22 protein-coding genes and 1 riboswitch are annotated in these 24795 nt (G+C 56.3%); of the genes, 9 read left to right on the top strand and 13 right to left on the bottom strand.

All coding sequences use genetic code 11. From position 1 onward, the window contains the following. Positions 1-94: 94 nt before the first annotated feature. Genes parE through nudF form a run of 5 tightly spaced genes read right to left on the bottom strand, consistent with a single transcriptional unit; the run spans position 95 to position 4552 of the window. Positions 95-1990, bottom strand: a complete 1896-nt coding sequence (parE, locus tag NR195_RS10085; protein WP_010249031.1) for a DNA topoisomerase IV subunit B — start codon at positions 1988-1990, stop codon at positions 95-97. Positions 1991-2039: 49 nt separating this feature from the next. Further along, positions 2040-2621 (bottom strand): esterase YqiA, encoded by a 582-nt coding sequence (gene yqiA, locus NR195_RS10080; protein ID WP_033772614.1) that lies wholly within the window; start codon positions 2619-2621, stop codon positions 2040-2042. A 3-nt stretch (positions 2622-2624) separates the two neighbouring features. Continuing rightward, positions 2625-3452, bottom strand: coding sequence for a 3',5'-cyclic-AMP phosphodiesterase (gene cpdA, locus NR195_RS10075; RefSeq protein ID WP_022623882.1), 828 nt, complete (start codon positions 3450-3452; stop codon positions 2625-2627). A 42-nt stretch (positions 3453-3494) separates the two neighbouring features. After that, positions 3495-3920, bottom strand: a complete 426-nt coding sequence (locus tag NR195_RS10070) for a DUF1249 family protein (RefSeq protein WP_008925735.1) — start codon at positions 3918-3920, stop codon at positions 3495-3497. After that, positions 3917-4552, bottom strand: coding sequence for an ADP-ribose diphosphatase (nudF, locus tag NR195_RS10065; protein WP_033758832.1), 636 nt, complete (start codon positions 4550-4552; stop codon positions 3917-3919). The genes NR195_RS10070 and nudF overlap by 4 nt, the downstream gene beginning before the upstream one ends. Positions 4553-4765: 213 nt before the next feature. On the opposite strand from nudF, the gene tolC reads away from it, so the two are divergent. The 3 genes from tolC to NR195_RS10050 all read left to right on the top strand — a co-directional run bounded on the left by tolC (position 4766) and on the right by NR195_RS10050 (position 8214). Then, positions 4766-6232 carry an outer membrane channel protein TolC gene (gene tolC / locus NR195_RS10060; protein WP_010249035.1) on the top strand — a complete coding sequence of 489 codons (1467 nt, stop codon included), beginning with the start codon at positions 4766-4768 and terminating at the stop codon, positions 6230-6232. Between the two features lie 142 nt (positions 6233-6374). After that, a complete protein-coding gene (locus tag NR195_RS10055) occupies positions 6375-7046 on the top strand; it encodes a DUF1190 family protein (protein WP_010249037.1) in 672 nt (223 codons plus the stop codon). A 7-nt stretch (positions 7047-7053) separates the two neighbouring features. Further along, positions 7054-8214 (top strand): glutathionylspermidine synthase family protein, encoded by a 1161-nt coding sequence (locus NR195_RS10050; protein WP_256844479.1) that lies wholly within the window; start codon positions 7054-7056, stop codon positions 8212-8214. A gap of 189 nt (positions 8215-8403) precedes the next feature. Here NR195_RS10050 and ygiD read toward each other — a convergent pair whose 3' ends face one another. After that, positions 8404-9189, bottom strand: coding sequence for a 4,5-DOPA dioxygenase extradiol (ygiD, locus tag NR195_RS10045; RefSeq protein WP_256844478.1), 786 nt, complete (start codon positions 9187-9189; stop codon positions 8404-8406). 235 nt (positions 9190-9424) lie between these two features. Next, the gene (gene ribB, locus NR195_RS10040; protein ID WP_033785600.1) at positions 9425-10081 is read right to left on the bottom strand and encodes a 3,4-dihydroxy-2-butanone-4-phosphate synthase; all 657 of its coding nucleotides are present in this window, start codon (positions 10079-10081) and stop codon (positions 9425-9427) included. 110 nt (positions 10082-10191) lie between these two features. Continuing rightward, a riboswitch (FMN riboswitch) is annotated at positions 10192-10349 on the bottom strand. Positions 10350-10520: 171 nt separating this feature from the next. Here ribB and NR195_RS10035 point away from each other — a divergent pair. After that, complete coding sequence (locus NR195_RS10035) at positions 10521-10910, top strand: accessory factor UbiK family protein (RefSeq protein WP_022623887.1); 390 nt, start codon at positions 10521-10523, stop codon at positions 10908-10910. Positions 10911-10949: 39 nt separating this feature from the next. Here the strand turns inward: NR195_RS10035 and hldE are convergent, their stop codons facing one another. From hldE to NR195_RS10020, 3 genes are all read right to left on the bottom strand, one after another. Further along, a complete protein-coding gene (hldE, locus tag NR195_RS10030; protein ID WP_031590883.1) occupies positions 10950-12374 on the bottom strand; it encodes a bifunctional D-glycero-beta-D-manno-heptose-7-phosphate kinase/D-glycero-beta-D-manno-heptose 1-phosphate adenylyltransferase HldE in 1425 nt (474 codons plus the stop codon). A gap of 70 nt (positions 12375-12444) precedes the next feature. Continuing rightward, positions 12445-15297, bottom strand: coding sequence for a bifunctional [glutamate--ammonia ligase]-adenylyl-L-tyrosine phosphorylase/[glutamate--ammonia-ligase] adenylyltransferase (gene glnE / locus NR195_RS10025; protein ID WP_256844477.1), 2853 nt, complete (start codon positions 15295-15297; stop codon positions 12445-12447). A gap of 33 nt (positions 15298-15330) precedes the next feature. Further along, positions 15331-16641, bottom strand: a complete 1311-nt coding sequence (locus NR195_RS10020; RefSeq protein ID WP_033780674.1) for an inorganic triphosphatase — start codon at positions 16639-16641, stop codon at positions 15331-15333. Positions 16642-16913: 272 nt separating this feature from the next. Here NR195_RS10020 and NR195_RS10015 point away from each other — a divergent pair, with 272 nt between their 5' ends. Next, positions 16914-17534: a TIGR04211 family SH3 domain-containing protein gene (locus NR195_RS10015; RefSeq protein WP_010671133.1), complete on the top strand. Its 621-nt coding sequence runs from the start codon at positions 16914-16916 to the stop codon at positions 17532-17534. A gap of 158 nt (positions 17535-17692) precedes the next feature. Further along, positions 17693-18925 carry a multifunctional CCA addition/repair protein gene (locus NR195_RS10010; RefSeq protein ID WP_010249056.1) on the top strand — a complete coding sequence of 411 codons (1233 nt, stop codon included), beginning with the start codon at positions 17693-17695 and terminating at the stop codon, positions 18923-18925. A gap of 15 nt (positions 18926-18940) precedes the next feature. Here NR195_RS10010 and bacA read toward each other — a convergent pair whose 3' ends face one another. Next, on the bottom strand, positions 18941-19759 hold the full coding sequence (bacA, locus tag NR195_RS10005) for an undecaprenyl-diphosphate phosphatase (protein ID WP_010671134.1): 819 nt from the start codon (positions 19757-19759) through the stop codon (positions 18941-18943). Between the two features lie 191 nt (positions 19760-19950). Next, complete coding sequence (gene folB / locus NR195_RS10000) at positions 19951-20310, bottom strand: bifunctional dihydroneopterin aldolase/7,8-dihydroneopterin epimerase (RefSeq protein ID WP_010249061.1); 360 nt, start codon at positions 20308-20310, stop codon at positions 19951-19953. A 108-nt stretch (positions 20311-20418) separates the two neighbouring features. Between folB and plsY the strand changes: the two genes are divergently transcribed. Next, positions 20419-21024, top strand: a complete 606-nt coding sequence (gene plsY, locus NR195_RS09995) for a glycerol-3-phosphate 1-O-acyltransferase PlsY (protein ID WP_010249063.1) — start codon at positions 20419-20421, stop codon at positions 21022-21024. A gap of 226 nt (positions 21025-21250) precedes the next feature. Here plsY and tsaD read toward each other — a convergent pair whose 3' ends face one another. Beyond that, positions 21251-22264: a tRNA (adenosine(37)-N6)-threonylcarbamoyltransferase complex transferase subunit TsaD gene (gene tsaD, locus NR195_RS09990; RefSeq protein WP_010249066.1), complete on the bottom strand. Its 1014-nt coding sequence runs from the start codon at positions 22262-22264 to the stop codon at positions 21251-21253. 278 nt (positions 22265-22542) lie between these two features. Between tsaD and rpsU the strand changes: the two genes are divergently transcribed. Both rpsU and dnaG read left to right on the top strand, forming a co-directional pair. Beyond that, positions 22543-22758 (top strand): 30S ribosomal protein S21, encoded by a 216-nt coding sequence (gene rpsU, locus NR195_RS09985; protein ID WP_001144069.1) that lies wholly within the window; start codon positions 22543-22545, stop codon positions 22756-22758. 118 nt (positions 22759-22876) lie between these two features. Then, complete coding sequence (gene dnaG / locus NR195_RS09980) at positions 22877-24622, top strand: DNA primase (RefSeq protein ID WP_010699748.1); 1746 nt, start codon at positions 22877-22879, stop codon at positions 24620-24622. Positions 24623-24795: the final 173 nt, after the last annotated feature.

The following is a 24795-nucleotide window of genomic DNA, read 5'->3' as shown; positions in this document are numbered from 1 at the left end:
AAGGATTACTGTCTCTGCTCTGAATCTGCCGGGTTCTCCGGGGATGTGCTGGCTGAAGCACAAAGAGAACAGGACGCTTTCGCGTCCTGTTTTTTTACACTTCGATATCGGCCTTGTCGCCTTTTTCCTGCAACCAGTTACGCCGGTCTTCGGAACGTTTCTTCGCCAGCAGCATATCCATCATGCGCAGCGTCTGATCGATATCCTCTTCACTAATGGTCAGCTGTACCAGACGGCGGGTATTCGGATCCAGCGTCGTTTCGCGCAGCTGTAAGGGGTTCATCTCGCCCAGCCCTTTAAAGCGCTGAACGTTAGGTTTGCCCTTTTTGCGTTTCAGCTGCTCCAGCACGCCCTCTTTCTCATCTTCATCCAGCGCGTAGTAGACCTCTTTTCCGAGATCGATACGGTAGAGCGGCGGCATGGCAACGTAGACGTGTCCGTTTCTGACCAGTGAACGGAAATGTTTCACGAACAGGGCACACAGCAGCGTGGCGATGTGCAGACCATCCGAGTCCGCATCCGCCAGAATGCAGATCTTGCCGTAGCGCAGCTGTGAAAGATCTTCGCTGTCGGGATCGATGCCGATCGCCACGGAAATATCATGCACTTCCTGCGACGCCAGCACCTCATCGGAAGAGACTTCCCAGGTGTTAAGGATCTTGCCCTTAAGCGGCATGATCGCCTGATATTCACGATCGCGCGCCTGCTTGGCCGAGCCGCCTGCCGAGTCCCCTTCGACCAGGAACAGTTCTGTTTTATTCAGATCCTGCGCGGTGCAGTCTGCCAGCTTGCCCGGCAGCGCCGGACCGCTGGTGAGCTTTTTACGCACCACTTTTTTGGCTGCCCGCATACGTCGCTGGGCGCTGGAGATCGCCAGCTCAGCCAGCTGCTCTGCGATCTGGATATTCTGGTTCAGCCACAGGCTGAAGGCATCTTTTACCACGCCAGAGACAAAGGCTGCACACTGACGTGAAGAGAGGCGCTCTTTGGTCTGCCCGGCGAACTGCGGATCCTGCATCTTCACCGACAGCACATAGGCGCAGCGATCCCAGATATCTTCAGCGGAGAGCTTCACGCCACGCGGCAGAATGTTGCGGTATTCGCAGAACTCGCGCATCGCATCCAGCAGCCCCTGACGCAGGCCGTTGACGTGAGTCCCGCCCTGCATGGTCGGGATCAGGTTAACGTAGCTTTCAGTTAACAGCTCACCGCCTTCCGGCAGCCACAACAGCGCCCAGTCAACCGCTTCCACATCGCCAGCAAAGCTGCCGACAAACGGTTTTTCCGGCAGCGTCGGTAAGCCATTCACCGCTTCGCACAGGTAGTCAGTCAGGCCATCTTCGTAGCACCAGGTTTGTTCGGTATTGTTCAGCTTGTCTTTAAAGACAATCTCAACGCCAGGACAGAGCACCGCTTTGGCTTTCAGCAGATGTGATAAGCGTGACACCGAAAAACGTGGGCTGTCGAAGAAGCTTTCATCGGGCCAGAAATGGACGCGCGTGCCGGTGTTGCGTTTAGCCACCGTGCCGGTAACCGTGAGATCCTGGACTTTGTCGCCATTCTCAAACGCCATGTCATAGATTTCGCCATTACGGCGCACCGTCACTTCGACGCGTTTTGACAGGGCGTTAACCACCGAGATGCCAACGCCGTGCAGGCCGCCCGAGAACTGATAGTTTTTATTGGAGAACTTGCCGCCCGCGTGCAGACGACACAGGATCAGCTCGACGGCAGGCACGCCCTCTTCCGGGTGAATATCCACCGGCATGCCGCGACCATCATCAATAACTTCCAGCGACTGGTCAGCGTGCAGAATCACTTCAACCCGCTTCGCGTGGCCGCCCAGCGCCTCATCGACGCTGTTATCAATCACTTCCTGACCCAAATGGTTGGGTCGCGTCGTATCGGTGTACATCCCCGGGCGACGGCGAACAGGCTCAAGGCCAGTCAGGACCTCAATGGCATCCGCGTTATAGTTAGATTGACTCATCGTAAATGTCTGATTAGAAGGGTGAAATGGGGTGCGATTTCCGCATTACTCAGGGATGATTCAGACCGAGAAAGTCCAGAATCTGCGGGAAATGGCGCTCGAATCCAGTAAATGCATGATTTCCGCCCTCTTCTACCGTGTGACGGCACGCGCTGTAATAGTCGAGCGCCTGACGGTAATCGAGAACTTCATCGCCGGTCTGTTGCAGCAGCCAGAGTAAATCGGGCGCTTCCAGCGGTTCAATCTGCATTACTTTCAGATCGTAAATGTGGCGTGACTCTAACACATATTGCTGGCCGGTGTAGGGATTCTGATTTTCGCCCAGGAAATCCGCCAGCAGCTCAAAAGGCCGCACCGCGGGATTGACGACCACAGCAGGCAGCATAAAGCATTGCGACAGCCAGGTGGCGTAATAACCGCCCAGCGACGAGCCTACCAGCCCCAGCGTTTCGCCGCTGCGGCTCAGTACCAGATCTTCCAGCATTGCGGCGGCATCGGCCGGAAACGTCGGCAGCTGGGGCACGATCATTTCGATCTCCGGATGCTGCGCCTCTAACCATTGCCGGAACTGCGTCGCCTTAGCCGACTGCGGCGAGCTGTTAAAACCGTGCAGATAGAGTAATACCGCCACGCGTCAGTATCCTTCTGAGTCTAAATCGGGACGAAAAGCGTCGGTGTCGAGCCGGTTAACCTCGGTCTCAAGGCCGCCATCCGGATACAGCGTGAACCAGCGCCAGCCTGGTGCCACGGTGTCGATCGTAAAGCTGGTGCAGTGCGGTTTGAACTGAACGCAGGTTGAAGGGGTGGCCAGCACACGACGACCGTGCCACTCAAGATCCAGCTCCTGGTGAATATGACCACAGACCAGCGTCCGGGCTAACGGGTAATGCTGTAACACCGCATCAAGCTGATGTGAGTTGCGCAGGCTGTGCTGATCGAGCCAGGTACAGCCAGAGGCCAGCGGATGGTGGTGCAGCAGCACCAGCGTGTGACGTTGCGGATAGCGGGCCAGCGCGTTATCGAGCCACTCCAGCTGATAATCACTCAGCATCCCGTGCGGCACACCCGAGACCTGGCTGTCCAGCAACACAATCTGCCACTGCTCCCCCACCAGCACCTGCTTGTGGGCATTGATATGAGCTGCTGCCAGCGTGTCGAACATCGCGGGCTGAAAATCATGATTACCGGGCAGCCAGACGCAGGGCCGCGGCAAACGTGAGATGCCCTCAGCAAAATGCTGATAGGCTTCGATAGAGTGATCCTGGGCGAGATCGCCGGTGGCGATAATCAGGTCGTAGTCGCGATGTTGCGCAATAATCGCATCCAGCACCGCTTTATAGCTCGACCAGGTGTTCACCCCAAGCAGCGATTCATGTTTTCCCGCGAACAGGTGGGTATCCGTGATTTGCAAAATCCTGATTTCGGAACCGTTCGCTGCAGGAAGAGTTAGCAGGCTATCCAAAGCGTTTCCTTCGTCTCCACGCCATTTACTGCATTATACGCATCAGCAGACCGGAACTGCCATCGCACCATGTGCCAGGCAGTAGCGCAGCCAGTCTGCGAGAAACTGGTTTATCTGATGTTTTTCATCGCGCTGATGCAATTTTTTATTAGGATAATCATAGCGCGCTTTGAAACGATAGATCTGTTGAGTTGAACACACTTCGGCGACCATCGCATCGTGATAGAGCCTTACCGACATCGAGGGCAGGCTCCAGTAACTCACGGCAGGCGCGACCTGGCGGATCTCCACCAGCGTGGTGTAGCGTGTGGACTCCTGGATCGTCAGCTGATAACGGGCGCCACTCACCTGATAGATCACCGATTCTCCCGCCTCATCGTTACGCGGCAGCAGGCGGCGTAACTGGGCGAAATTGGTTTCGCAGAGCCGCATCATTTCGGGAAAGTCAGGGGTATAGCGCTGTTTCATTTTTGTATCCACTCTTCGCGTAGTTTCTCATGGTGCAACGCCAGCCATTGCAGGGCGATGACAGACGCCGCATTGTCAATTATCCCCTCTTCCACCCAGCGGTAAGCCTGTTCGCGGCTTACCACATGGACAAGAATATCCTCATTCTCTTCCTCCAGACCATGGCATCCCTCTGCCTGGCTGGCATCCACTTCCCCAATCAGCACCGACAAACGTTCGCTGGTGCCGCCAGGGCTGGCCAGATAGTTAAGCATGGGCTTAATCCGGCCGACCTCTAATCCTGCTTCTTCAACGGCTTCACGGCGCACGACCTGCTCAACAGATTCACCGGGCTCAATAATGCCGGCGACCATCTCCAGCAGCCAGGGCGAAACACTGCTGTCATAAGCCGGGATGCGGATCTGTTCAATCAGCACCACTTCATCGCGTAAGGGATCATAAGGTAGCAGCACGGCGGCATGTCCGCGCTCAAAAACTTCGCGCTGTACTTCCCCACTCATTTCGCCGTTAAACTGGCGGTGGCGGAAGCGATAACGTACGACGGAAAAAAAACCATCATAGACGGTTTCGCGTGCAATAATTTCTACATCGTTTTTTGTGAAAGTCACAGGGGATTTTTTTTCTTCCGGCATCATCGGGTTCCTTATGCAGATTGAGGTGGAGCGAAAAAAGCCTGTAACCGTGCTCCATGTAAGTGGTTCTTTCTGAATTATTTACGTAAATTAGGGGGAGAAGGCACGTTCAGCCAACTTATCTCACAGTTGCCCTCTGCTAGAATCGGCGATAATTTTTTGGCTTACCCGGCAGCGCACCCACTGCAATTTGCTGCAACAAAAGGAATGCAAATGAAAAAACTGCTCCCATTTTTTATTGGGCTGAGCCTGGGCGGTTTCAGCTTCGCCAGCCAGGCCGAAGACCTGCTTCAGGTTTATCAACAAGCACGTCTGAGCAACCCGGATCTGCGCAGCGCCGCTGCCGATCGCGATTCTGCCTTTGAGAAAATCAACGAAGCGCGTAGCCCATTATTACCCCAGCTCGGCCTGGGTGCAGACTACACCTATAACAACGGCTATCGCGACAGTAGCGGTCTCCATTCCAACACGACCAGCGGCTCGCTGCAATTAACCCAGACTATTTTCGACATGTCGAAATGGCGCGCACTGACCCTGCAGGAAAAAGCTGCCGGTATCCAGGATGTGACCTATCAGGTGGCGCAGCAGGATCTGATTCTGAACACCGCGACCGCCTACTTCAACGTGCTGAAAGCGATTGATACCCTTTCTTACACCGAAGCGCAGAAACAGTCGATCTATCGCGAACTGGATCAAACTACCCAGCGCTTTAACGTTGGTCTGGTTGCCATTACTGACGTACAGAACGCCCGTGCGCAATATGACAGCGTGCTGGCTAACGAAGTGACCGCGCGTAATAACCTCGATAACAACGTGGAAACGCTGCGTCAGATCACCGGCATGGACTACATGTCGCTGGCGTCGCTGAGCATTGATCGCTTCAGAACCGATAAGCCCGAACCGGTCAGCGCGCTGCTTAAGCAGGCGGAAAGCCGTAACCTGTCGCTGCTCTCTGCGCGTCTGAACCAGGATTTAGCCCGTGAGCAGATCCGCTCAGCTGAAGCTGGTCACATGCCGACGCTGGGTCTGACGGCCTCTACCGGCATGTCGAACAGCAAATATGGCGGCAGCCGTGCGAACCAGAGCCAGGGGTCTACTGACTCCATTACCGGTTCTAACCAGGTGGGTCTGAGCTTCTCACTGCCACTCTATAGCGGCGGCAGCGTCACCTCTCAGGTGAAACAGGCACAGTACAGCTTCGTCAGCGCCAGTGAATCACTGGAAAGCGCGCACCGCTCTGCGGTTCAGACAGTCCGCTCATCGTTTAACAACGTGAATGCTTCTATCAGCAGCATCAACGCTTATAAACAGGCCGTGGTCTCTGCGCAAAGCTCTCTGGATGCGTCAGAAGCGGGCTATCAGGTTGGTACGCGTACTATCGTTGATGTGCTGGATGCAACCACCGTGCTCTACAACGCTAAGCAGCAGCTCTCTGATGCGCGCTATAGCTATCTGATTAACCAGCTGAATATCAGCTATGCGCTGGGTACGCTCAATGAGCAGAGCCTGCAGAAACTGAACAGCCAGCTGGGTAAAGAGATCCCGACGTCACCGGAAACGGTAGCACCGGAAAATGCACAGCAGACCGCGCGCGTGGATAGCGGTCCGGCGGCAACCGGCTCTTCTGAGGCAGCGCGTCCTGCGGCTCGCCACAGCAGCGGTAATCCTTTCGGTAATTAATGAGCGGACGGGCTGCTTTGCGGCCCGTCTCTCTGTTGAACGTATAACTAAGTAAAGATCCCTGTTGTATCAGGCCTCCAGCTTCAATTTTACCCCCCCATCCCCTATTCTATGCGCTACCTTTGGGCACAGGATAATCATAATGAAACGCACAAAATCTATTCGCTATGCCGCTTTTCGCAAGAGTTGGCAGGCACGCCATTTAACGCCCGTTGCTATCGCCGTTTCGGCGGTATTTATGCTGGCTGGTTGTGAACAGAACGACGAAACGGTTTCGATGTACCAGAATGCCGATGACTGTTCAAAAGCCAATCCGGGCCAGAGTGCGCAATGTACTACCGCATTCAATGAAGCCAAAAAAGAGGCGGAACGCACCGCGCCAAAATATGCCACGCGTGAAGATTGTGTCGCTGAATTTGGTGAAAACCAGTGTCAGCAGACACCGGCTCAGGCGGGCGTGGGCACCACTAATGCCGAATCGCAGCAGAGTGGCGGCAGCTTCTGGATGCCACTGATGGCAGGTTACATGATGGGTCGCATGATGGGCGGTGGTTCGGGCTTTGCACAGCAACCGCTCTTCTCACCGAAAAATGCCCGCAGCCCGGCCAATGGTCAGTTTGTTGATGCATCAGGCCGTAATTATGGTGCAGCAACATCCGGCAAAAGCATGACCGTGCCGAAAACGGCGCTGGCACCAAAACCGGCTACCACCTCCACCATTACCCGTGGTGGCTTTGGTGAAACCGTCGCGAAGCAGAACAGCATGCAGCGTAGCAGCGCCAGCGGCACTTCCAGCCGCTCAATGGGAGGCTAGCGCCCCGATGGAACGCATTGCCATTTCAGAGCGCCCAGGCTGGCGCGAAAAAGCCACCGAGTTCGGTTTTCGTTTTCACACCATGCATGGTGAACCCTACTGGTGTGAAGATGCTTATTATCAGTTCACGCTGGCGCAAATCGAGCATCTGGAAGAGGTGACCGCTGAATTACATCAAATGTGCCTGCAGGTGGTGGAAAAAGTGGTTAACAGCGAAGCGCTGCTGGCTAAATTCCGCATTCCTAAACACACCTGGGACTTTGTGCGCGATTCATGGCATCAGCGTCAGCCTTCGCTTTACTCTCGTCTGGATCTCGCCTGGGATGGCAAAGGCGATGTAAAGCTGCTGGAGAACAATGCCGATACGCCGACCTCGCTGTATGAAGCGGCATTTTTCCAGTGGCTGTGGCTGGAGGACCAGCTTAACGCCGGTCAGCTCCCCGCAGGCAGCGATCAGTTTAATAGCCTGCAGGAAAAGCTGATTGAACGCTTCGCCGCGTTACATCAGCAGCACGGCTTCAACTGGCTGCACTTCGCCTGCTGCCGTGACACCGACGAAGATCGCGGCACCGTGCAATATCTTCAGGATTGCGCCACCGAAGCGGGACTGCCGAGTGAGTTTCTCTACATGGATGAAATTGGACTGGGCGAGAAAGGGGAATTTACCGACGCCCAGGATCAGGTGATTAGCAACCTGTTCAAGCTCTATCCGTGGGAATTCATGCTGCGTGAGATGTTCTCCACCAAGCTGGGCGATGCTGGCGTGCGCTGGCTGGAACCGGCCTGGAAAAGCATTATCTCGAATAAAGCCTTGCTGCCGCTGCTGTGGGGGATGTTTCCGAATCACCCTAACCTGCTGCCCGCCTGGTTCGCGGAAGATGACGTGCCGCACATGGACAAATATGTGGTGAAGCCGCTATTTTCACGTGAAGGTGCCAACATTCGCATCGTGGAAAATGGTCAGGAGATCGCCCGCGTCGATGGACCCTATGGCGAAGAAGGAATGATCGTCCAGCAGTTCCATCCGCTGCCTAAGTTTGGCGACAGCTATACGCTGATCGGCAGCTGGCTGATTGACGATCAACCGGCCGGTATCGGCCTGCGGGAAGATCGCGACCTGATCACGCAGGATCTTTCCCGTTTCTATCCGCACGCTTTTATCGGTTAATGCACCGCGATAATCTCCGTTTGGTTTAGCGGTTAGACCGAGCCTGCGCAAAGAACACGGTCAGATCGGAAAGACGCAAAAGCCGTCATCCATGACACGCTCGGCCCGCGCCGTCCCTGGCGCGGGACGCTTTCCTCTTCTGACCGTGTTCCCTGCACAATAAGCTCTTCTATGGCTGTCAGCTTCGCCCTAACCTACCTGAACCGACAACATGCTGATCGCACCCATCTCCATGCCATCAACCGGAATGCTGATGGCGTCATCCGGCTGACGTGCGCCAAGTACATAGAGCAGCGGCAGATAGTGCTCAGGTGTTGGATTAGAAAGCGCCGCACCAGGATGATCCATAAAGTTAACCAGCGGATGAGAAGCAGCATCGCTCTGCACCGCCAGGTTATCGCGCACGAACTGTTCAAAACTGCTGGCCCATGGATAAACTTCGCTGTTGCCATCCCAGCGCACTTTACGCAGGTTATGTACCACGTTGCCGCTGGCGACAATCATCACGCCCTGATCGCGCAGTGCAGCCAGTTTCTGGCCCATCTCAAAGTGCCATGCCGCAGGTTTGGTGCCATCAATGCTTAGCTGGACCACCGAAATATCGGCCTCCGGATACATCTTGATCAGCACACCCCAGGAACCATGATCCAGTCCCCACTCGTGATCCAGCGTCACCGCAACGGGCGCTAACTGCTCCACCAGCTGCTGCGCCAGTTCAGGCGATCCCGGTGCCGGATAGCGCGTATCAAACAGCGCCTGCGGAAAGCCCCCAAAATCATGAATGGTCTCAGGCTGTGCCATTGCCGTCACGGCGGTGCCGCGCGTATACCAGTGCGCCGAAACCGCAATAATCGCGCGTGGACGTGGCAGAGTATCGCCCAGGTGACGCCACGCGGCGGTATAGCGATTCTCTTCAAGGGCATTCATCGGGCTGCCGTGACCCAAAAACAGCGCTGGCATTCGTAACTGGCTCATTCGTGATCCCCGGGATCGAGTATTTGATAGCCATTACGATACGCGCATCCGCTGCTTTATCACGCGGATAACCATGATGGTGATCATCAGGAAATTTGAATGAAATTTAACGTGGCAGGTTTAACAGGGTTTTCGGCATGAAGGAGAGAGGAGAAGTCAGCGGTCAGGCCGCGCCATTCCGGGTGTCAGGACGATAAACAGGCCCGGGAGGGGCCTGTTTATCGCAGCAGCCAGATTAGCTGGCGTGGCGTGTTTCGTGCGCGCGACGCCAGGCGATCAGATCTTCAATGGTCACCACCGGCATGTTGTGCTGACCGGCGAACGCAATCGCTTCTGGCGCATGAGCCATGGTGCCATCGTCGTTGGTCAGTTCGCACAGCACACCTGCGGGCTTAAAGCCGGCCAGGGTGACTAAATCAATAGTCGCTTCGGTATGCCCGCCACGGGTTAATACGCCGCCTTCGCTGGCACGCAGCGGGAAGACATGACCAGGGCGATGCAGATCGGTGGGTTTGGCATTGTCGGCAATGGCGGCGCGGATGGTGGTGATACGATCCTGCGCGGAGACGCCCGTGGTGACGCCTTCTGCGGCCTCAATGGTCACGGTGAAGCCAGTGCCGAAAGAGCTGGTGTTGTTTTCCACCATCATTGGCAGATCGAGCTGCTGGCGACGCGCTTCGGTCAGGCAAAGGCAGACGATGCCGCTGCCGTGACGGATAGTCAGTGCCATCTGTTCAACGGTCATGGTTTCTGCGGCGAAGATCATGTCGCCTTCGTTTTCGCGATTTTCATCGTCGAGTACCATCACACCGCGTCCCTCACGCAGGGCGGCGATAGCACGTTCTACACGCTGTTCAGGCGTGCCAAATTCAGAAAGTAGCGTCTGATTCATGGTAATAAAAACCTTAAAATGTATGGGTTACCAGAATCAGGGCGTGCTTAGGAGTGACGTCAAAAAGACGTGGCAATAACGTGAAGCAGACACAATTGTCCGACAGATGTCGTTACCCTCTCCCATCCGGACTGTAACCGTCGGCCCCGGAATTACACCGGATCTGCTGACCTTTACCTCTCTTTTCATTAAGATAAAGCGCTCGCGGGCTTTCAGCCGAAGCTGATTTACCGCCGGTGGGGAATTGCGCCCCGCCCTGAGAATAAGCACTTTAACTATAACGCCGATCGTTTGAGGCGGCAATCATCAATAGCGCAATTGCTTTTGCATTTCCTGCGTTACCGATTTGAGGTTTATCCTTTTCATTTCTGGCATTACACTTAACACTTATTACGTTGGTAAACACGCTGACACAGCTCCCCGTAACCAGGAAATCATCATGATCGACACGAAAAAAATTGAACAACTTGCCCGTCAGGTTCACGAAGCGATGCCTAAAGGTGTTCGTGAGTTTGGTGATGATGTCGAAAAGAAAATTCGTCAGGTTCTTCAGGCGCAGCTGACCCGGATGGATCTGGTCAACCGTGAGGAGTTTGATGTGCAGACGCAGGTATTACTGCGTACACGTGAGAAGCTGGCGGCGCTGGAGCAGCGTCTGGCGCAGCTGGAAAGTCAGGGGTCATCAGCCGGTACGCCGCCGACGGCAACCGCACCAGTAACACCTGCTGCCGCGACCACACCATCAGCCGCCGTAGCGACCTCACCTGCAGCCTCGCCGTCACCGGTTGCGGACGTGGTGAAACCTGTTGTGGACAACAAGCCAGAATAAGCCCTTAAGCGGGAGCGCGGCTCCCGCTTACGCCGCGCTTTAGCTGCCGCGGATGGTTTTGATAATGTTGGTAGTGGAGATACCATCTTCGAAGTTCAGCACCTGAACGTCGCCGCCATTTGCCCACACTTCTTTGCTGCCCGCGATATCTTCCGGCTTGTAATCTCCCCCTTTGACCAGCAGGTCAGGGAGAATGCCCGCAATCAGCCGCTGCGGCGTATCCTCTTCAAATACCACCACCCAGTCGACCGCTTCCAGCGCGCCCAGCACGATCATCCGGTTTTCCTGCGGATTCACCGGACGGCTTTCGCCTTTCAGACGTTTAGTCGACGCATCGCTGTTCACCGCGACAATCAGTCGATCGCCGAGCTTGCGCGCATTTGCCAGGTAGGAGACATGACCGGCATGCAGAATGTCGAACACGCCGTTGGTCATCACCACTTTTTCGCCACGGCGGCGGGCCATCTCAACGGCGGCTTTTAACTGCGCTTCGGTCATGATGCCGAAACCCTGTTCCGGGCGGGCATGAATCGCATTTTCCAGCTCAACGGTGCTGACGGTAGACGTACCCAGTTTCCCCACCACCACACCCGCAGCCGCGTTGGCCAGGAAACAGGCTTCTTCCAGCGAATCACCGGCCGCTAATGCCGCCGCCAGCACGCCAATCACCGTATCGCCGGCACCGGTCACGTCATAGACTTCCTGTGCCTGGGTGGGCAGATGCAGAGGCGCTTTGCCTGGCTGCAGCAGCGTCATGCCATTTTCTGAACGGGTCACCAGCAGCGCGGAGAGGTCAAAATCGGCGATCAGCTGGGTGCCGCGCGCCACGATCTCCTCTTCGTTTTTACATTTTCCGACCACGGCTTCAAACTCAGAGAGGTTCGGCGTCAGCAGCGTCGCGCCACGGTAGCGCGCAAAATCGGTGCCTTTCGGATCAATTAATACCGGTACGCCCGCTTCGCGCGCCAGAGTAATCATGGTCTGCACGCTGGAGAGCGCGCCTTTGGCGTAATCGGACAGCACCAGCGCACCCGCGGCGGCCAGTGACTCACGCATTTTCTGGTGAATCGGCTCCGGATCGACCTGATCAAAGCCCTCTTCAAAATCGAGACGGATCAGCTGCTGATTGCGGGAAAGCACGCGCAGTTTGGTAATGGTCGGATGGCTTTTGACCGCCACGAAGTCACAATGCACGTTGACGTCTTTCAGCGTGTTACTCAACACACGCGCCGCATCATCTTCGCCAGTCAGGCCAATCAGGCGCGACGCGGCACCGAGTGCTGCAATGTTCATCGCCACGTTTGCCGCGCCGCCAGGGCGCTCTTCAACCGTGTCCACTTTCACCACCGGAACCGGCGCTTCAGGGGAGATACGGCTGGTTGGGCCATACCAGTAACGATCCAACATTACATCGCCAACAACCAGCACTGAGGCTTGGCCGAACGCGGGCAGAGTCACTTTCATTCCAGACACTCCAGACTGCATTAAAAATAGTGCGCGGATGATAGCACAGTTGCGATTTGTGCTATCAGCATCACGCCAGGATAGACGCAGGCGTTATCAGCCAGCGCTGCCAGCTGCTCAGAACCGTCTGCCGCTCCGCTGCATAGGCCTCTGGCTCAACGTGGCCGGGCTGTTCCTGCAGGGCGCGATGGTGCAATGCGTCGCGCAGCGTCACATAAGCCTGCGTCAGCGCCTGTGCTTCATCGGCGGGCATTTTATGGTACTTCGCCATCAGCTCGAAAATGCGCACATTGTCAGACCAGCGCGTCAGTTCAGGCTGCTCAGCGGCGTAGCGTAAGACAAGATATTGGGCGATGAATTCAATATCGGTGATGCCGCCCGCGTCGGCTTTAATATCCCAGCGACCTTTATGTTTGTTGCTGAGGTGAGCGCGCATTTTTTCACGCATCTCACGTACTTCAGTTTGCAGCGCTTCGGCGGCACGTGGCAGCGACAGAATCGCCTGACGAATCACGCTGAAACGTTCACCCAGTGCCGCCTCGCCAAAGACGACGCGTGCCCGGACCAGCGCCTGATGCTCCCAGGTCCAGGCTTCACTGCGCTGATACTCTTCAAAGGCCTCAAAGGTACTGACCAGCATACCCGCCGCGCCCGAAGGGCGCAGGCGCGCATCCACTTCGTAGAGAATGCCGGAGGAGGTGCGGGTACTGAAAAGATGCATGATGCGCTGGGCGAGGCGCAGATAGAACTGACGGCCATCGATGCTGCGCTCCCCTTCTGTCACCGCGTCTGCCGGGCAGTCATGCAGGAACACCAAATCGAGGTCAGAACTGTAACCCAGCTCCCAGCCCCCCAGTTTGCCGTAGCCCAGTACGGCAAAACCGCGTTCATGTTCATTACTCAGATGCGAAGGACGGCCGTAACGCTGCACCATCATATTCCACGCCTGGCGCACCACAGATTCGATAATCGCTTCTGCCAGCCAGGTGAGATGATCGCTGACTTTCATCACCGGCAGCGTTCCGGCGATGTCGGCGGCAGCAATACGCAGATGCTGTGCCTGCTTAAACTGCCGCACCGCTTCCAGCTGCTGCTCTTCGTCCTCGGTAGGGATGCGCAGCAGATATTGTCGCAGCTCATCGCGATAGGCATCGGTGGCGGTTGGCTGATAGAGCGTGGCGGGATCGAGCAGTTCATCCAGCAATAAGGGATGACGCGCCAGCTGGCTGGCTACCATCGGTGAGGCGGCGCACAGGCGAATTAAGTGGCGCAGCGCACCATGATATTCGGTCAGCAGCTCCAGATAGGTGCTGCGGGTCAGCACGCCGATCAGCAGCGGCGTCAGGCGGCCGAGCGTCACCGCCGCATCTTCACGCGGGCAGACTTCGCTCAGCAGTCGCGGCATCAGCTGGTCCAGCGCCTGACGGCCACGCGGGCCGATGGTGCGACGGTTGATATCCTGACGAAACGCCTCCAGCGTCTGGTGCAGCGTAAGCCGCTGCTCGTCACTGAGCTGCGGCACCAGCGGCGCCAGTTCGCTATCCTCCAGCTGGTCCTGCCACAGCACCTGAAACTCTGCCAGCTCACGCTGATCGCCAATCTCAGGGGTATCTTCGCCAATCAGCTCGTCGAAGATGGCGCGCACCGCCGCCATCTGGCCGTCGAGCCGGGTCATCAGAGCAGGCCAGTCGGCACAATCCATCGCCCACGCCAGCCGGGCGCGATGCAGTTCATCCTCTGGCAGGGTCTGGGTCTGCTCGTCGCCCAGGCTTTGCAGCAGATTCTCCAGCCGCCGCAGGAACAGATAGGCAACACGCAACGCATCGACCTGTTCCGCGGGCAGCAGGGCCAGGGTTTTGATCGCCTCCAGCGTCGGCAGCAGTGAACGCAGCTGTAACGAGCGCTCACGCCCGCCGCGAATCAGCTGGAATACCTGCACGATAAATTCGGTTTCACGGATGCCGCCCGCGCCCAGTTTGATATTGTTTTTCAGCCCGCGTCGCCGCACTTCGCGGCTAATCATCCCTTTCATGTTACGCAGTGACTGGATCACGCTGAAGTCGATGTAGCGGCGGTAAACGAATGGCCGCAGCATCTGCTGCAGCTCCAGGCTCCAGCGATCGTGGTCATCACCCATCAGCCGCGCCTTGACCATGGCGTAACGCTCCCAGTCGCGTCCCTGCTCCTGGTAATAATCTTCCAGCGCGGCAAAGCTCATCACCAGAGGGCCGCTGTCGCCAAACGGGCGCAACCGCATATCCACCCGATAGACAAAGCCATCCATGGTGGGTTGGTCCAGCACTTTGATCAGCCGCTGTCCCATGCGAGTAAAGAACTGAGCGTTGTCGAGTTCACGCCGTCCGCCACGCGTTGTGCCGTTTTCCGGCCAGGCAAAAATCAGGTCAATATCAGAAGAAAAATTGAGTTCGCCGCCGCCCAGCTTGCCCATGCCCAGAATCAGCATCGGCTGCGCGTCGCCGTCCGCATTACAGGGCGTACCAAAATCACGACAGCAATCCTGATAAACCCAGTCACGCGCCCGGCTGATCAGCACTTCGGCTAATGCGCTGAGCTGTTGCAGGCTCTGTTCGGTTGTAGCGTGCTGCAGAGACTGCATCCAGGCGATGCGTACCAGCATACGGCGACGAAACAGCCGCAGTTCACGCATCAGGCTCGCTTCACTGTCGATGCCGCTAAGCGCCTGATTGAGCCACGCAGAGTAGTGTTGCCACTCATCAGGCTGCGGCGGCTGGTCGAGCATCGCCTGCCACCAGTCGGGATGTTGTTGCAGGTTTTCCAGCACAAAATCGCTGAAAGCCAGTCCGGCAGCCTGCTCCGGGCTTAACGAAGCCAGCGGAACCCCAATCTGTCGGGTGGCCTCTTCGGCCTGGTCGCGTAGCAACGCGGGAAGTGCTGACAACATAACTCCCTCCTTGATGGCGTGACGGAATGCCCGTTAGCGGCCAGCGCCGCTGGTGAGCCAGAACGGAGGCTGTTTCAGCGCCTGCATCGCCAGCCAGGCTAACCCGGACGTCTGTTTTTCATGAATTGCCGACAGCAGCTGTTGCCACGGGTCGAGCCAGCTCACGACCGCCTCAGACGGATAGAATCCCGCCAGCAGGTGGACAGTAAGCAATTGACGCGCCAGACGGGTAGCTTTGTCCTGATACTCGTTGGGTTGTTTTACCGTGATGAACGTTTCTCTCAGATCGGCATTGACGCGGCTCAGCATAATGTCGCTGAAGCGTTTATAGGACCCCTGCAGCTTGGCTTCCCCTTTGGCATCGATCCACTGACGCCACTGAGATTCAGCCAGCCAGTGTGTCAGCGCCAGCTGCGTCTCAACCGAGAGGGAAGATAAGCAGAAAGTGGCAGCATCCTGCTCTTCATTCACCAGCGTCTCTTCCAGCGTGGTCAGCTGCTGACGCAGCGCACTGCTGGCTTTACGCGGCACCAGCGCACCAAACAGGCTGAACGCCTGACGCAGCAGATCCAGCGCTTCGCGCACCGCATCCTGGGCCGCCGCATTGCCGCGCAGCCAGACTTCTTCATGATATTGCCAGTGATGAAGTCCTGCCGACATCGCGGCCACCATGCCCTGCTCTACGGTGGCTTTGGCGCCCGCTTTCAGCAGCGGGAAAGGCTGTATCTGGCGCGGCGGATTACCCTGCGCCAGCTGATAGCCGCGGGCAGCTTTGCTCAGGCTGCCCATACGCAGACCGCCCAGCGCCACCAGCTGCTGTGCGAAGGCCAGCAGATCCTGGCGTTCGCCACGTTTCAGCTCCAGCTCGATCTCGCACAGCGGTTCGCTGAGATCACCTGACGTGACCTCGCCCTGATCAAACGCCACTTCAATTTCACTGTTGCCTGTGGTGATCAGCCAGATCTCGCGCTGGAAATGGGTGGTGAACAGGGGCTGCAAGCGCGGCTGCAGCGCCGCGACATCGGTGCCCTGCGGCCAGATCTCTGCCGGCAGGCGTGCAATGTCCAGAACCGGTTCGCTGAGCTCAACGTTGTATTCCGGACGCTGATGCAGTCCGCCGAGCGTCTGCCCCGCCGCTTTCAGCGTCATTTCATAACGCTGGTCTACGCCGCGGATACGCAATCCCATATCCCAGCGTCGTAGCTGGTTGTCGTCGGTTTCAAAGTAGATGTTGGTCAGCTCGCGAGCAGCCTGATGCTGATGCGGCAGAGTGGAGAGCAGTTCAGCCAGTTTCCCGGCCGCCTGTGGAGTTGCAATGAACTTTAGTTCGATTTCGATGGTCATAATTTTTTATTCACTACGCCGCTGGCACTTAAGAGGGTGTTTCCTGCATATTTCAGGCGATTATCAGCAGGTTACTCAAGCTGTCGCCTGGAGGGCAAGGGGTTATCAGGCGAAGATTAATGCACAGAAGCCGCGCTGTCTCTGCTTTCTTTGCTCTTTCGCAGACCTTTTCGCACTCTCATGAGACCAGGATAGTTCTCATTCAGATTTATGCGAGGCCTCTCCAGACTGTGCCGGTAAATTTTTAGTCAGACTAAGCCAAACGAAATCGAATGAAAAAAATTACTCTCGCTGGACTCACTTTGCTGGCCCTTAGCACCCTTGCACCTGCCCATGCCGAAGAAAAACGCTATGTTTCTGATGAACTTTCTACCTGGGTTCGCAGCGGACCGGGCGATCAGTTTCGCCTGCTCGGTAAGCTGAACGCCGGGGAAGAGGTGCAGCTGTTACAGACCAACAATGACACGCATTATGGCCAGATCCGTGATTCGGAAGGCCGCACCACCTGGATCCCCCTGTCGCAGCTCAGTGCTAATCCGAGCCTGCGCACCCGGGTGCCTCAGCTTGAGCAGCAGGTGAAAGATCTGACTGCCAAACTGGATAACATCGACAACAGCTGGAACCAGCGCACGGCTGAGATGCAGAACAAAGTCGCCAGCAGCGACGGCGTTATCAACGGGCTGAAAGGCGAGAATCAGAAGCTGAAAAATGAGCTGATCGTCGCGCAGAAGAAAGTCAGCGCCGCTAACGTTCAGTTGGATGATAAGCAGCGCACCATCATCATGCAGTGGTTTATGTATGGCGGCGGCGTGCTGGGCGTCGGCCTGCTGCTGGGCCTGTTACTGCCGCACATGCTGCCGCGCCGTAAGAAAAGCGATCGCTGGATGAACTGACACCATTTAGCCGGATTTGAGCAGGGGATCGCAGGATCCCCCTTTTGGCATGTCTGCAATCCGGGGAATCTGTGCAACAATAAAATGAGATGCACCGCTGATTTCAGGCGCGGGATGCGCCCGGCGTGCAGGTCATTTCTTTTTCTCTGGAGTTTTGCGTGAAGACGTTTCTTGTTGGCGGTGCGGTGCGTGATGCGCTGCTGAATCTGCCGGTTACAGACAAAGATTGGGTGGTGACAGGTTCCACGCCTGAAGCCATGCTTGAGCAGGGCTATCACCAGGTCGGTCGCGATTTTCCCGTTTTCCTGCATCCCGTCAGTCGCGAAGAGTATGCGCTGGCACGTACCGAGCGGAAAAACGGGAAAGGCTACACCGGTTTTGTCACCTGGTCCGCGCCCGACGTGACGCTGGAGCAGGACTTACAGCGCCGCGATCTGACCATCAATGCGATTGCGCAGGATGAAAACGGCGAGCTGGTCGATCCTTATAATGGCCAGCGTGATATTGCCCTGCGCCTGCTGCGTCACGTCTCTGACGCCTTCAGTGAAGATCCGCTGCGGGTACTGCGCGTTGCGCGCTTTGCGGCGCGTTTTGCCCATCTCAACTTCCGTATTGCCCCCGAAACCCAGTTGCTGATGCAGCAGATGGCCGAAAGCGGCGAGCTGTCGAATCTCACTGCTGAGCGGGTGTGGAAAGAGACGGAAAAGGCGCTGAGTTCCCGTAATCCGCAGGTCTATTTTCAGGTCCTGCGCGACTGCGGTGCATTGCAGGTGCTGTTTCCTGAGCTGGATAATCTGTTTGGTATTCCTGCGCCGATTAAGTGGCACCCGGAAATCGATACCGGTGTTCATACGCTGATGACACTGGCGATGGCCGCCGCCCTCTCCAGTGAGATCGAGGTGCGCTTCGCCACGCTGTTCCATGACGTCGGCAAGGCGCTGACGCCGCCTGAGTTGTGGCCCAGCCACCACGGTCATGGTCTGGCGGGCGTTCCGCTGGTCGAGGCGCTGTGCCAGCGACTGCGGGTGCCAAACGCGATTCGCGATCTGGCGCTGATTGTGACCGAATTTCACGACGTGGTGCACACCATTGAACGGCAATCCGCCGCGTCGCTGGTAGCACTGTTTGACCGGATCGATGCCTGGCGTAAGCCACAGCGCGTTGAGCAGATGGCGCTGACCAGTGAAGCGGATGCGCGCGGGCGAGCCGGACTGGAGAGCATGCCTTATCCGCAGGGCGACTATCTGCGTCGTGCTTTTGCGCTGGCGCAGGCGGTGCCGACCAAAGCGGTGGTCGAAGCGGGATTTAAAGGTGCAGAAGTGCGGGAAGAGTTGACGCGACGACGGATTGACGCCGTCGCGCAGGGTCTGGCGATTACGCAGCCTGACTAGCAGGCTGCGCTGGCTTTACATGAAGACCATGTAAACCGCGGCTGCCACAATAAAGCGGTAGATCGCGAACGAGACAAATGAGATGCGTTTGATCAGCTGAAGGAAGGCTTTAATCGCAATCAGCGCCACGATAAACGCCGTGACAAAGCCTACCGCGAACATCGGGAAATCCGCCATCGTCAGGAAGCCGATGCTCTTGTACAAATCCAGTACGGTTGCACCCATCATCATTGGCACTGCCAGGATGAAGGAGAACTCCGACGCGGCATAGCGGCTCACGCCCATCAGCATGCCACCGGAGATGGTTGCCCCGGAACGTGAGAAGCCCGGCCACAGCGCTAAGCACTGGAAACAGCCAATCATCAACGCCTGACGATAGGTAATATCATCGACGCCCACCGCTTTCGGCTGTTTTGGCTTAAGGTACTCAGCTGCCAGCAGCAGCACACCACCTACCACCAGGGCGTACATCACGTTGATGGGATTAAACAGCGTTTTGATCTGATCGTGCAGCACCAGACCCACGACTACCGCCGGTACCATACCCAGCAGGATATGGATCAGCGACAGACGGCCAGTGCCGACGCCTTCATGTTTGACTTCGCCAAAGTGGATGCCGATCAGGCCAAACAGACGGCGCCAGAACATCACTACTACAGCCAGAATCGATCCTAACTGGATCACAACTTCAAAGGTCTCGGCTTTTTCACCCTCAAAGCCCAGCAGGTGACCCACTATAATCATGTGCCCGGTGGAAGAGACCGGTAAAAATTCGGTCAGCCCTTCCACAACGCCCAGGATTGCAGCTACCCAAAGCTGATGAATATCTGCCATCAAATGTTTCCTCTATCCGTTTCAAAACCATTAAAAAGGCGGTAGCGCGTGGCTATCGCCTGAAATCATGCCGCTATCAGCCTGAATTAAACCTTAAGGTCTACACCATTTCGCCTGCTGTAACGAAACGGTACACGCTATGACAGACAGTAATTTGGTTTGGTTTCATTGTGATGGCAATCACATCGTATTTATTTAGGAATAGTCCCGCGCTCAATTCGCACGCCAACCTGTGCTGCCTGGGCTACAGCCCCCGGTTTGCTTACCTTTATGCGGACGCCAGGCGAATTGAAACGGTTCATCAACAGATCCGCGATTTCTTCAGCAACCCGTTCAACCAGCGCAAAACGACTGCCGGTAAGATGCGTCAGAATCGCCGAGGAGACATCCGCATAGCTGAGACAATCTTTCACATCGTCGCTACTGGCCGCCAGACGGTTATCCCAGGCCATTTCGACATCGAGCACCAGCTTCTGCTGTATGCCCTGTTCCCAGTCGTAAACGCCAATAGTGGTGAAGACCGTGAGTTGTTCTATAAATACGATATCCATGATGAGAGTCTCTGTTTTTGGCTAAGCCGGATACCACTTCCGGCTGATTATGCGTATTATCCACGGTTAAAGAGATCAAAACGACCCTAAAGGGAACGGTACGGTGTTATGAGTGCTTTCGCGCTTGGTATGATTATTTTCGCGTATCTTTGCGGTTCGATTTCCAGTGCGATTCTGGTTTGCAAACTCGCTGGCCTGCCCGATCCGCGCACACACGGTTCCGGCAATCCGGGTGCCACCAACGTCCTGCGTCTGGGCGGTAAAACCGCAGCAGCCAGCGTATTAGTGTTTGATGTGCTGAAAGGGATGGTGCCGGTCTGGCTGGCCTATCTGATGCACGTGACTCCGCTCTATCTCGGCCTGACCGCCATTGCCGCCTGTCTGGGTCATATTTATCCGGTGTTCTTTCACTTTCGCGGTGGCAAGGGTGTGGCGACGGCATTTGGCGCGATTGCGCCGATTGGCTGGGACTTAACCGGGCTGGTGACCGGCACCTGGCTGTTAACGGTCTTACTCAGCGGCTATTCCTCGCTGGGTGCCATCGTCAGCGCGCTGATCGCGCCTTTTTATGTGTGGTGGTTCAAACCGCAGTTCACCTTCCCGGTTTCTATGCTCTCCTGTCTGATCCTGCTGCGTCATCACGACAATATTCAGCGGCTGTGGCGGGGTCAGGAAGGCAAGATCTGGAAGCGCAAAAAGAAATCTCAGCCATAAAAAAAGCTGGCCTGAAGGTGTCGACAAAGTCTGGCTTTATGTCCGCGACTGCGCAGGAAACAGGGTCAGATCGGAAAGACGCAAAAGCCGTCATCCCTGACCGCTCGGCCCGCGCCATCCATGGCGCGTGACGCTTTCCTCCTCTGACCCTGTTCCCTGCGCGTTGAGCTTATCCGTTACGGCCAGATTCCCCCAGATGCAGGCTTGTGAGCCGGCTTTTTTCACATCAGATGGCGGGCAGTTCCGCCAGCGGCCAGCGCGGTCGCACGCTGACGCTTAACTCTCCCCGCGTTCCGCCTTTTAACCGCACCATGCCCGCATACGCGATCATCGCACCGTTATCGGTACAGAACTCCGGGCGGGCGTAGAACACTTCACCGCCGCGCTTTTGCATCATGATCGCCATCTGCTCGCGCAGTGTGCGGTTAGCGCTGACGCCACCGGCAATCACCAGACGCTTAAAGCCGGTCTGATCCAGCGCACGCTTACATTTGATCGACAGCGTATCCACCACCGCATCTTCAAAGGCGCGGGCGATGTCAGCACGGGTCTGAGCATCATCATCATTGGCGCGGATAGTATTGGCGGCAAAGGTTTTCAGGCCGGAGAAGCTGAAATCCAGGCCCGGACGATCGGTCATCGGACGCGGGAAGGTAAAACGTCCCGCCGTGCCCTGCTGCGCCATCTTCGACAGCATTGGTCCGCCCGGATAATCCAGCCCAAGCAGCTTGGCCGTTTTGTCGAACGCTTCACCCGCGGCATCATCGATCGATTCACCCAGCAGCGCGTATTCACCAATGCCGGTGACGCTAATCAGCTGCGTATGTCCGCCCGACACCAGGAGTGCGACAAACGGAAATTCCGGCGGATTCTCTTCCAGCATCGGCGCCAGCAGGTGGCCTTCCATATGGTGGACCGGCACGGCGGGGACTTTCCAGGCAAACGCCAGGGCGCGGCCAATGGTGGCACCAACCAGCAGCGCACCGACCAGTCCAGGGCCTGCTGTGTAAGCCACCGCGTCGATCTGCTGCGGCTCCAGACCGGCCTCTTTCAGCGCAGCCTGAATCAACGGCACAGTTTTACGCACGTGATCACGTGAGGCCAGTTCCGGCACCACACCGCCATAATCGGCGTGCAGTTTTACCTGGCTGTAGAGTTGGTTAGCCAGTAATCCGGCCTCGTCATCATAGATTGCGATGCCGGTTTCATCGCACGACGTTTCAATACCCAGAATTCGCATTGCATCACCTCATTCTTGCGGCGCGCAGTTTATCACAGCAATTGGATGTGCAGCGCGGGCATCCACCGTAAAAAGTCATTTTCTGTCGGCTAAAGAGTGCGCTATACTCCCGCCCCTGGAAAAACCGGCAGCCGCACAGGCAAACGCTCCTGTTGGTTTCAAATTATCCATGGTGCTTTACAAACCAACTTGAGTTGGAGTAAAATGCTGCACCATTTTGAAATGTGCTGGCGCCGCAGTCAGCAGCAAAAACCGAATTTTATCGAGGTGAGAGTTACATGCCGGTAATTAAAGTACGTGAAAACGAGCCATTTGACGTAGCACTGCGTCGCTTCAAGCGTTCATGCGAGAAAGCAGGCGTTCTGGCTGAAGTTCGTCGTCGTGAGTTCTATGAAAAACCGACTACCGAACGTAAGCGCGCTAAAGCGTCAGCAGTTAAGCGTCACGCCAAGAAACTGGCTCGCGAAAACGCACGCCGCACTCGTCTGTACTAAGTCGTTCCGGAGGTCCGCCTCCACCGCGTGATTCACGCAGACAGAGTCAAGTAAAAGGCCGTGCTTTCCGAAAGGAAGCGCGGCTTGTTGCCGTTTATGAGCTGAAAATCTGGGGCGTATGGCTGGACGAATTCCACGCGTATTTATCAACGATTTACTTGCCCGCACGGATATCGTGGATCTTATCGATGCCCGCGTTAAGCTGAAAAAGCAGGGTAAGAATTTCCATGCGTGCTGTCCTTTCCATAATGAAAAAACGCCCTCTTTCACCGTAAACGGCGAAAAGCAGTTCTATCACTGTTTCGGCTGTGGTGCACACGGCAACGCTATCGACTTTTTAATGAACTTTGATCGTCTGGAGTTTGTGGAAAGTATTGAAGAGTTAGCCACTTCCCACGGTTTAGACGTGCCTTACGAAGCAGGCAGCGGGCCCAGCCAGATGGAACGCCATCAACGCCAGAGCCTGTATCAGCTGATGGAGAACCTGAACGGTTTTTATCAGCAGGGTCTGCAGCAATCCAGTGCGCAGCCAGCACGCGACTATCTTGATCGTCGTGGTCTGAGCGCCGAAATCATCAATCACTTCGCCATAGGTTACGCGCCAGCCGGCTGGGATAACGTTCTCAAGCGTTTTGGTAAGCAATCGGAAGATCGCGAGTCATTGATGGAAGCGGGCATGCTGGTCAGCAATGACAAAGGCCGAACTTATGACCGGTTTCGCGACCGCGTCATGTTTCCGATTCGCGATAAGCGTGGACGCGTCATAGGTTTTGGCGGACGCGTGCTGGGTAACGATACGCCGAAGTATCTGAACTCGCCGGAAACACCTATTTTCCATAAAGGCCGCCAGCTCTATGGCCTCTATGAAGCCGTTAAGAACCATCCTGAACCCGCCCGCCTGTTAGTGGTTGAGGGATACATGGACGTGGTTGCGCTGGCGCAGTACGGGATAGATTATGCCGTCGCGTCATTAGGCACCTCCACCACTGCTGAACACATTCAGTTGCTGTTCCGCAGTACCGACACAGTGATCTGCTGTTACGACGGCGACAGGGCTGGTCGTGAAGCGGCATGGCGTGCGCTTGAAACCGCATTGCCTTACATGAATGATGGTCGTCAGCTACGCTTTATGTTTTTACCCGATGGTGAAGACCCGGATACGCTGGTACGCAAAGAGGGTAAAGACGCCTTCGAAGCGAGGATGGAGCAGGCGATGCCGCTCTCTTCATTTTTATTTGATAGCCTGCTGCCGCAGGTGGATCTGAGCTCACGCGACGGAAAAGCGCGCCTGAGTACGCTGGCTTTACCGCTGATTACGCAGATCCCTGGTGAGACCTTACGTATTTATATGCGTCAGGAACTGGGGAATAAACTGGGTATTCTTGACGACAATCAGCTTGAAAAGCTGATGCCGAAGCTGGCCGCAAGCGGAACGACGCCGGTAGCGCCACCGCTGAAGCGTACCACTATGCGCGTGCTGATCGCGTTGCTGATTCAGAGTCCGCAGCTGGCCACCCTGGTGCCTTCGCTTGATGGGCTGTCTGAGTCAAAAATGCCGGGTTTACCGCTATTTATTGAATTAGTGGGCCGTTGTAATGAGAATCCTGGATTGACCACCGGTCAGCTACTAGAGTTATATCGCGGAACAAATTTTAGTCAGACGCTTGAAACACTGGCGATCTGGAACCACATGATAGTAGATGAGGAAGCCGAAGCGGTGTTTCAGGACTCGCTGGCCAGCATCTACGACTCTGCTCTTGAAGAGCGCCTGGAGTTTTTGATTGCGCGTGAACGCACCCAGGGACTGAGCGCCGATGAGCGCCGGGAACTCTGGACTCTCAGTCAGGCGTTTGCCAGAAAGTAACTGTTTTCAGCACGCTGCCCGTTCTGACAGATGAAAGGGCAGATTGCCTGTTTTAGTGCTGCTGACACCCGTTTCGATACCGTGAACAGTCCGGGACCGAAATAGTCCGCAGTACCACAAGTTAAAGGCCGCAGGCGTCGAAGCCAGTCTGGTCACCGCCAGCGCACAGCTTC

Origin of the sequence: Pantoea sp. Ft-CA_14 (assembly GCF_024520875.1) — a bacterium.
In the GTDB taxonomy this organism is placed as follows: Bacteria; Pseudomonadota; Gammaproteobacteria; order Enterobacterales; family Enterobacteriaceae; genus Pantoea; species Pantoea agglomerans.
This window is presented reverse-complemented; position numbering and strand designations above follow the sequence as displayed.

Excerpts from the sequence above, each read along its gene's own strand:
- parE (WP_010249031.1), bottom strand. The coding sequence starts at position 1,990 with ATGAGTCAATCTAACTATAACGCGGATGCCATTGAGGTCCTGACTGGC.
- NR195_RS10070 (WP_008925735.1), bottom strand. The coding sequence starts at position 3,920 with ATGAAACAGCGCTATACCCCTGACTTTCCCGAAATGATGCGGCTCTGC.
- nudF (WP_033758832.1), bottom strand. The coding sequence starts at position 4,552 with ATGCCGGAAGAAAAAAAATCCCCTGTGACTTTCACAAAAAACGATGTA.
- tolC (WP_010249035.1), top strand. The coding sequence starts at position 4,766 with ATGAAAAAACTGCTCCCATTTTTTATTGGGCTGAGCCTGGGCGGTTTC.
- NR195_RS10055 (WP_010249037.1), top strand. The coding sequence starts at position 6,375 with ATGAAACGCACAAAATCTATTCGCTATGCCGCTTTTCGCAAGAGTTGG.
- NR195_RS10050 (WP_256844479.1), top strand. The coding sequence starts at position 7,054 with ATGGAACGCATTGCCATTTCAGAGCGCCCAGGCTGGCGCGAAAAAGCC.
- ygiD (WP_256844478.1), bottom strand. The coding sequence starts at position 9,189 with ATGAGCCAGTTACGAATGCCAGCGCTGTTTTTGGGTCACGGCAGCCCG.
- ribB (WP_033785600.1), bottom strand. The coding sequence starts at position 10,081 with ATGAATCAGACGCTACTTTCTGAATTTGGCACGCCTGAACAGCGTGTA.
- NR195_RS10035 (WP_022623887.1), top strand. The coding sequence starts at position 10,521 with ATGATCGACACGAAAAAAATTGAACAACTTGCCCGTCAGGTTCACGAA.
- hldE (WP_031590883.1), bottom strand. The coding sequence starts at position 12,374 with ATGAAAGTGACTCTGCCCGCGTTCGGCCAAGCCTCAGTGCTGGTTGTT.
- glnE (WP_256844477.1), bottom strand. The coding sequence starts at position 15,297 with ATGTTGTCAGCACTTCCCGCGTTGCTACGCGACCAGGCCGAAGAGGCC.
- NR195_RS10020 (WP_033780674.1), bottom strand. The coding sequence starts at position 16,641 with ATGACCATCGAAATCGAACTAAAGTTCATTGCAACTCCACAGGCGGCC.
- NR195_RS10015 (WP_010671133.1), top strand. The coding sequence starts at position 16,914 with ATGAAAAAAATTACTCTCGCTGGACTCACTTTGCTGGCCCTTAGCACC.
- bacA (WP_010671134.1), bottom strand. The coding sequence starts at position 19,759 with ATGGCAGATATTCATCAGCTTTGGGTAGCTGCAATCCTGGGCGTTGTG.
- folB (WP_010249061.1), bottom strand. The coding sequence starts at position 20,310 with ATGGATATCGTATTTATAGAACAACTCACGGTCTTCACCACTATTGGC.
- plsY (WP_010249063.1), top strand. The coding sequence starts at position 20,419 with ATGAGTGCTTTCGCGCTTGGTATGATTATTTTCGCGTATCTTTGCGGT.
- tsaD (WP_010249066.1), bottom strand. The coding sequence starts at position 22,264 with ATGCGAATTCTGGGTATTGAAACGTCGTGCGATGAAACCGGCATCGCA.
- rpsU (WP_001144069.1), top strand. The coding sequence starts at position 22,543 with ATGCCGGTAATTAAAGTACGTGAAAACGAGCCATTTGACGTAGCACTG.
- dnaG (WP_010699748.1), top strand. The coding sequence starts at position 22,877 with ATGGCTGGACGAATTCCACGCGTATTTATCAACGATTTACTTGCCCGC.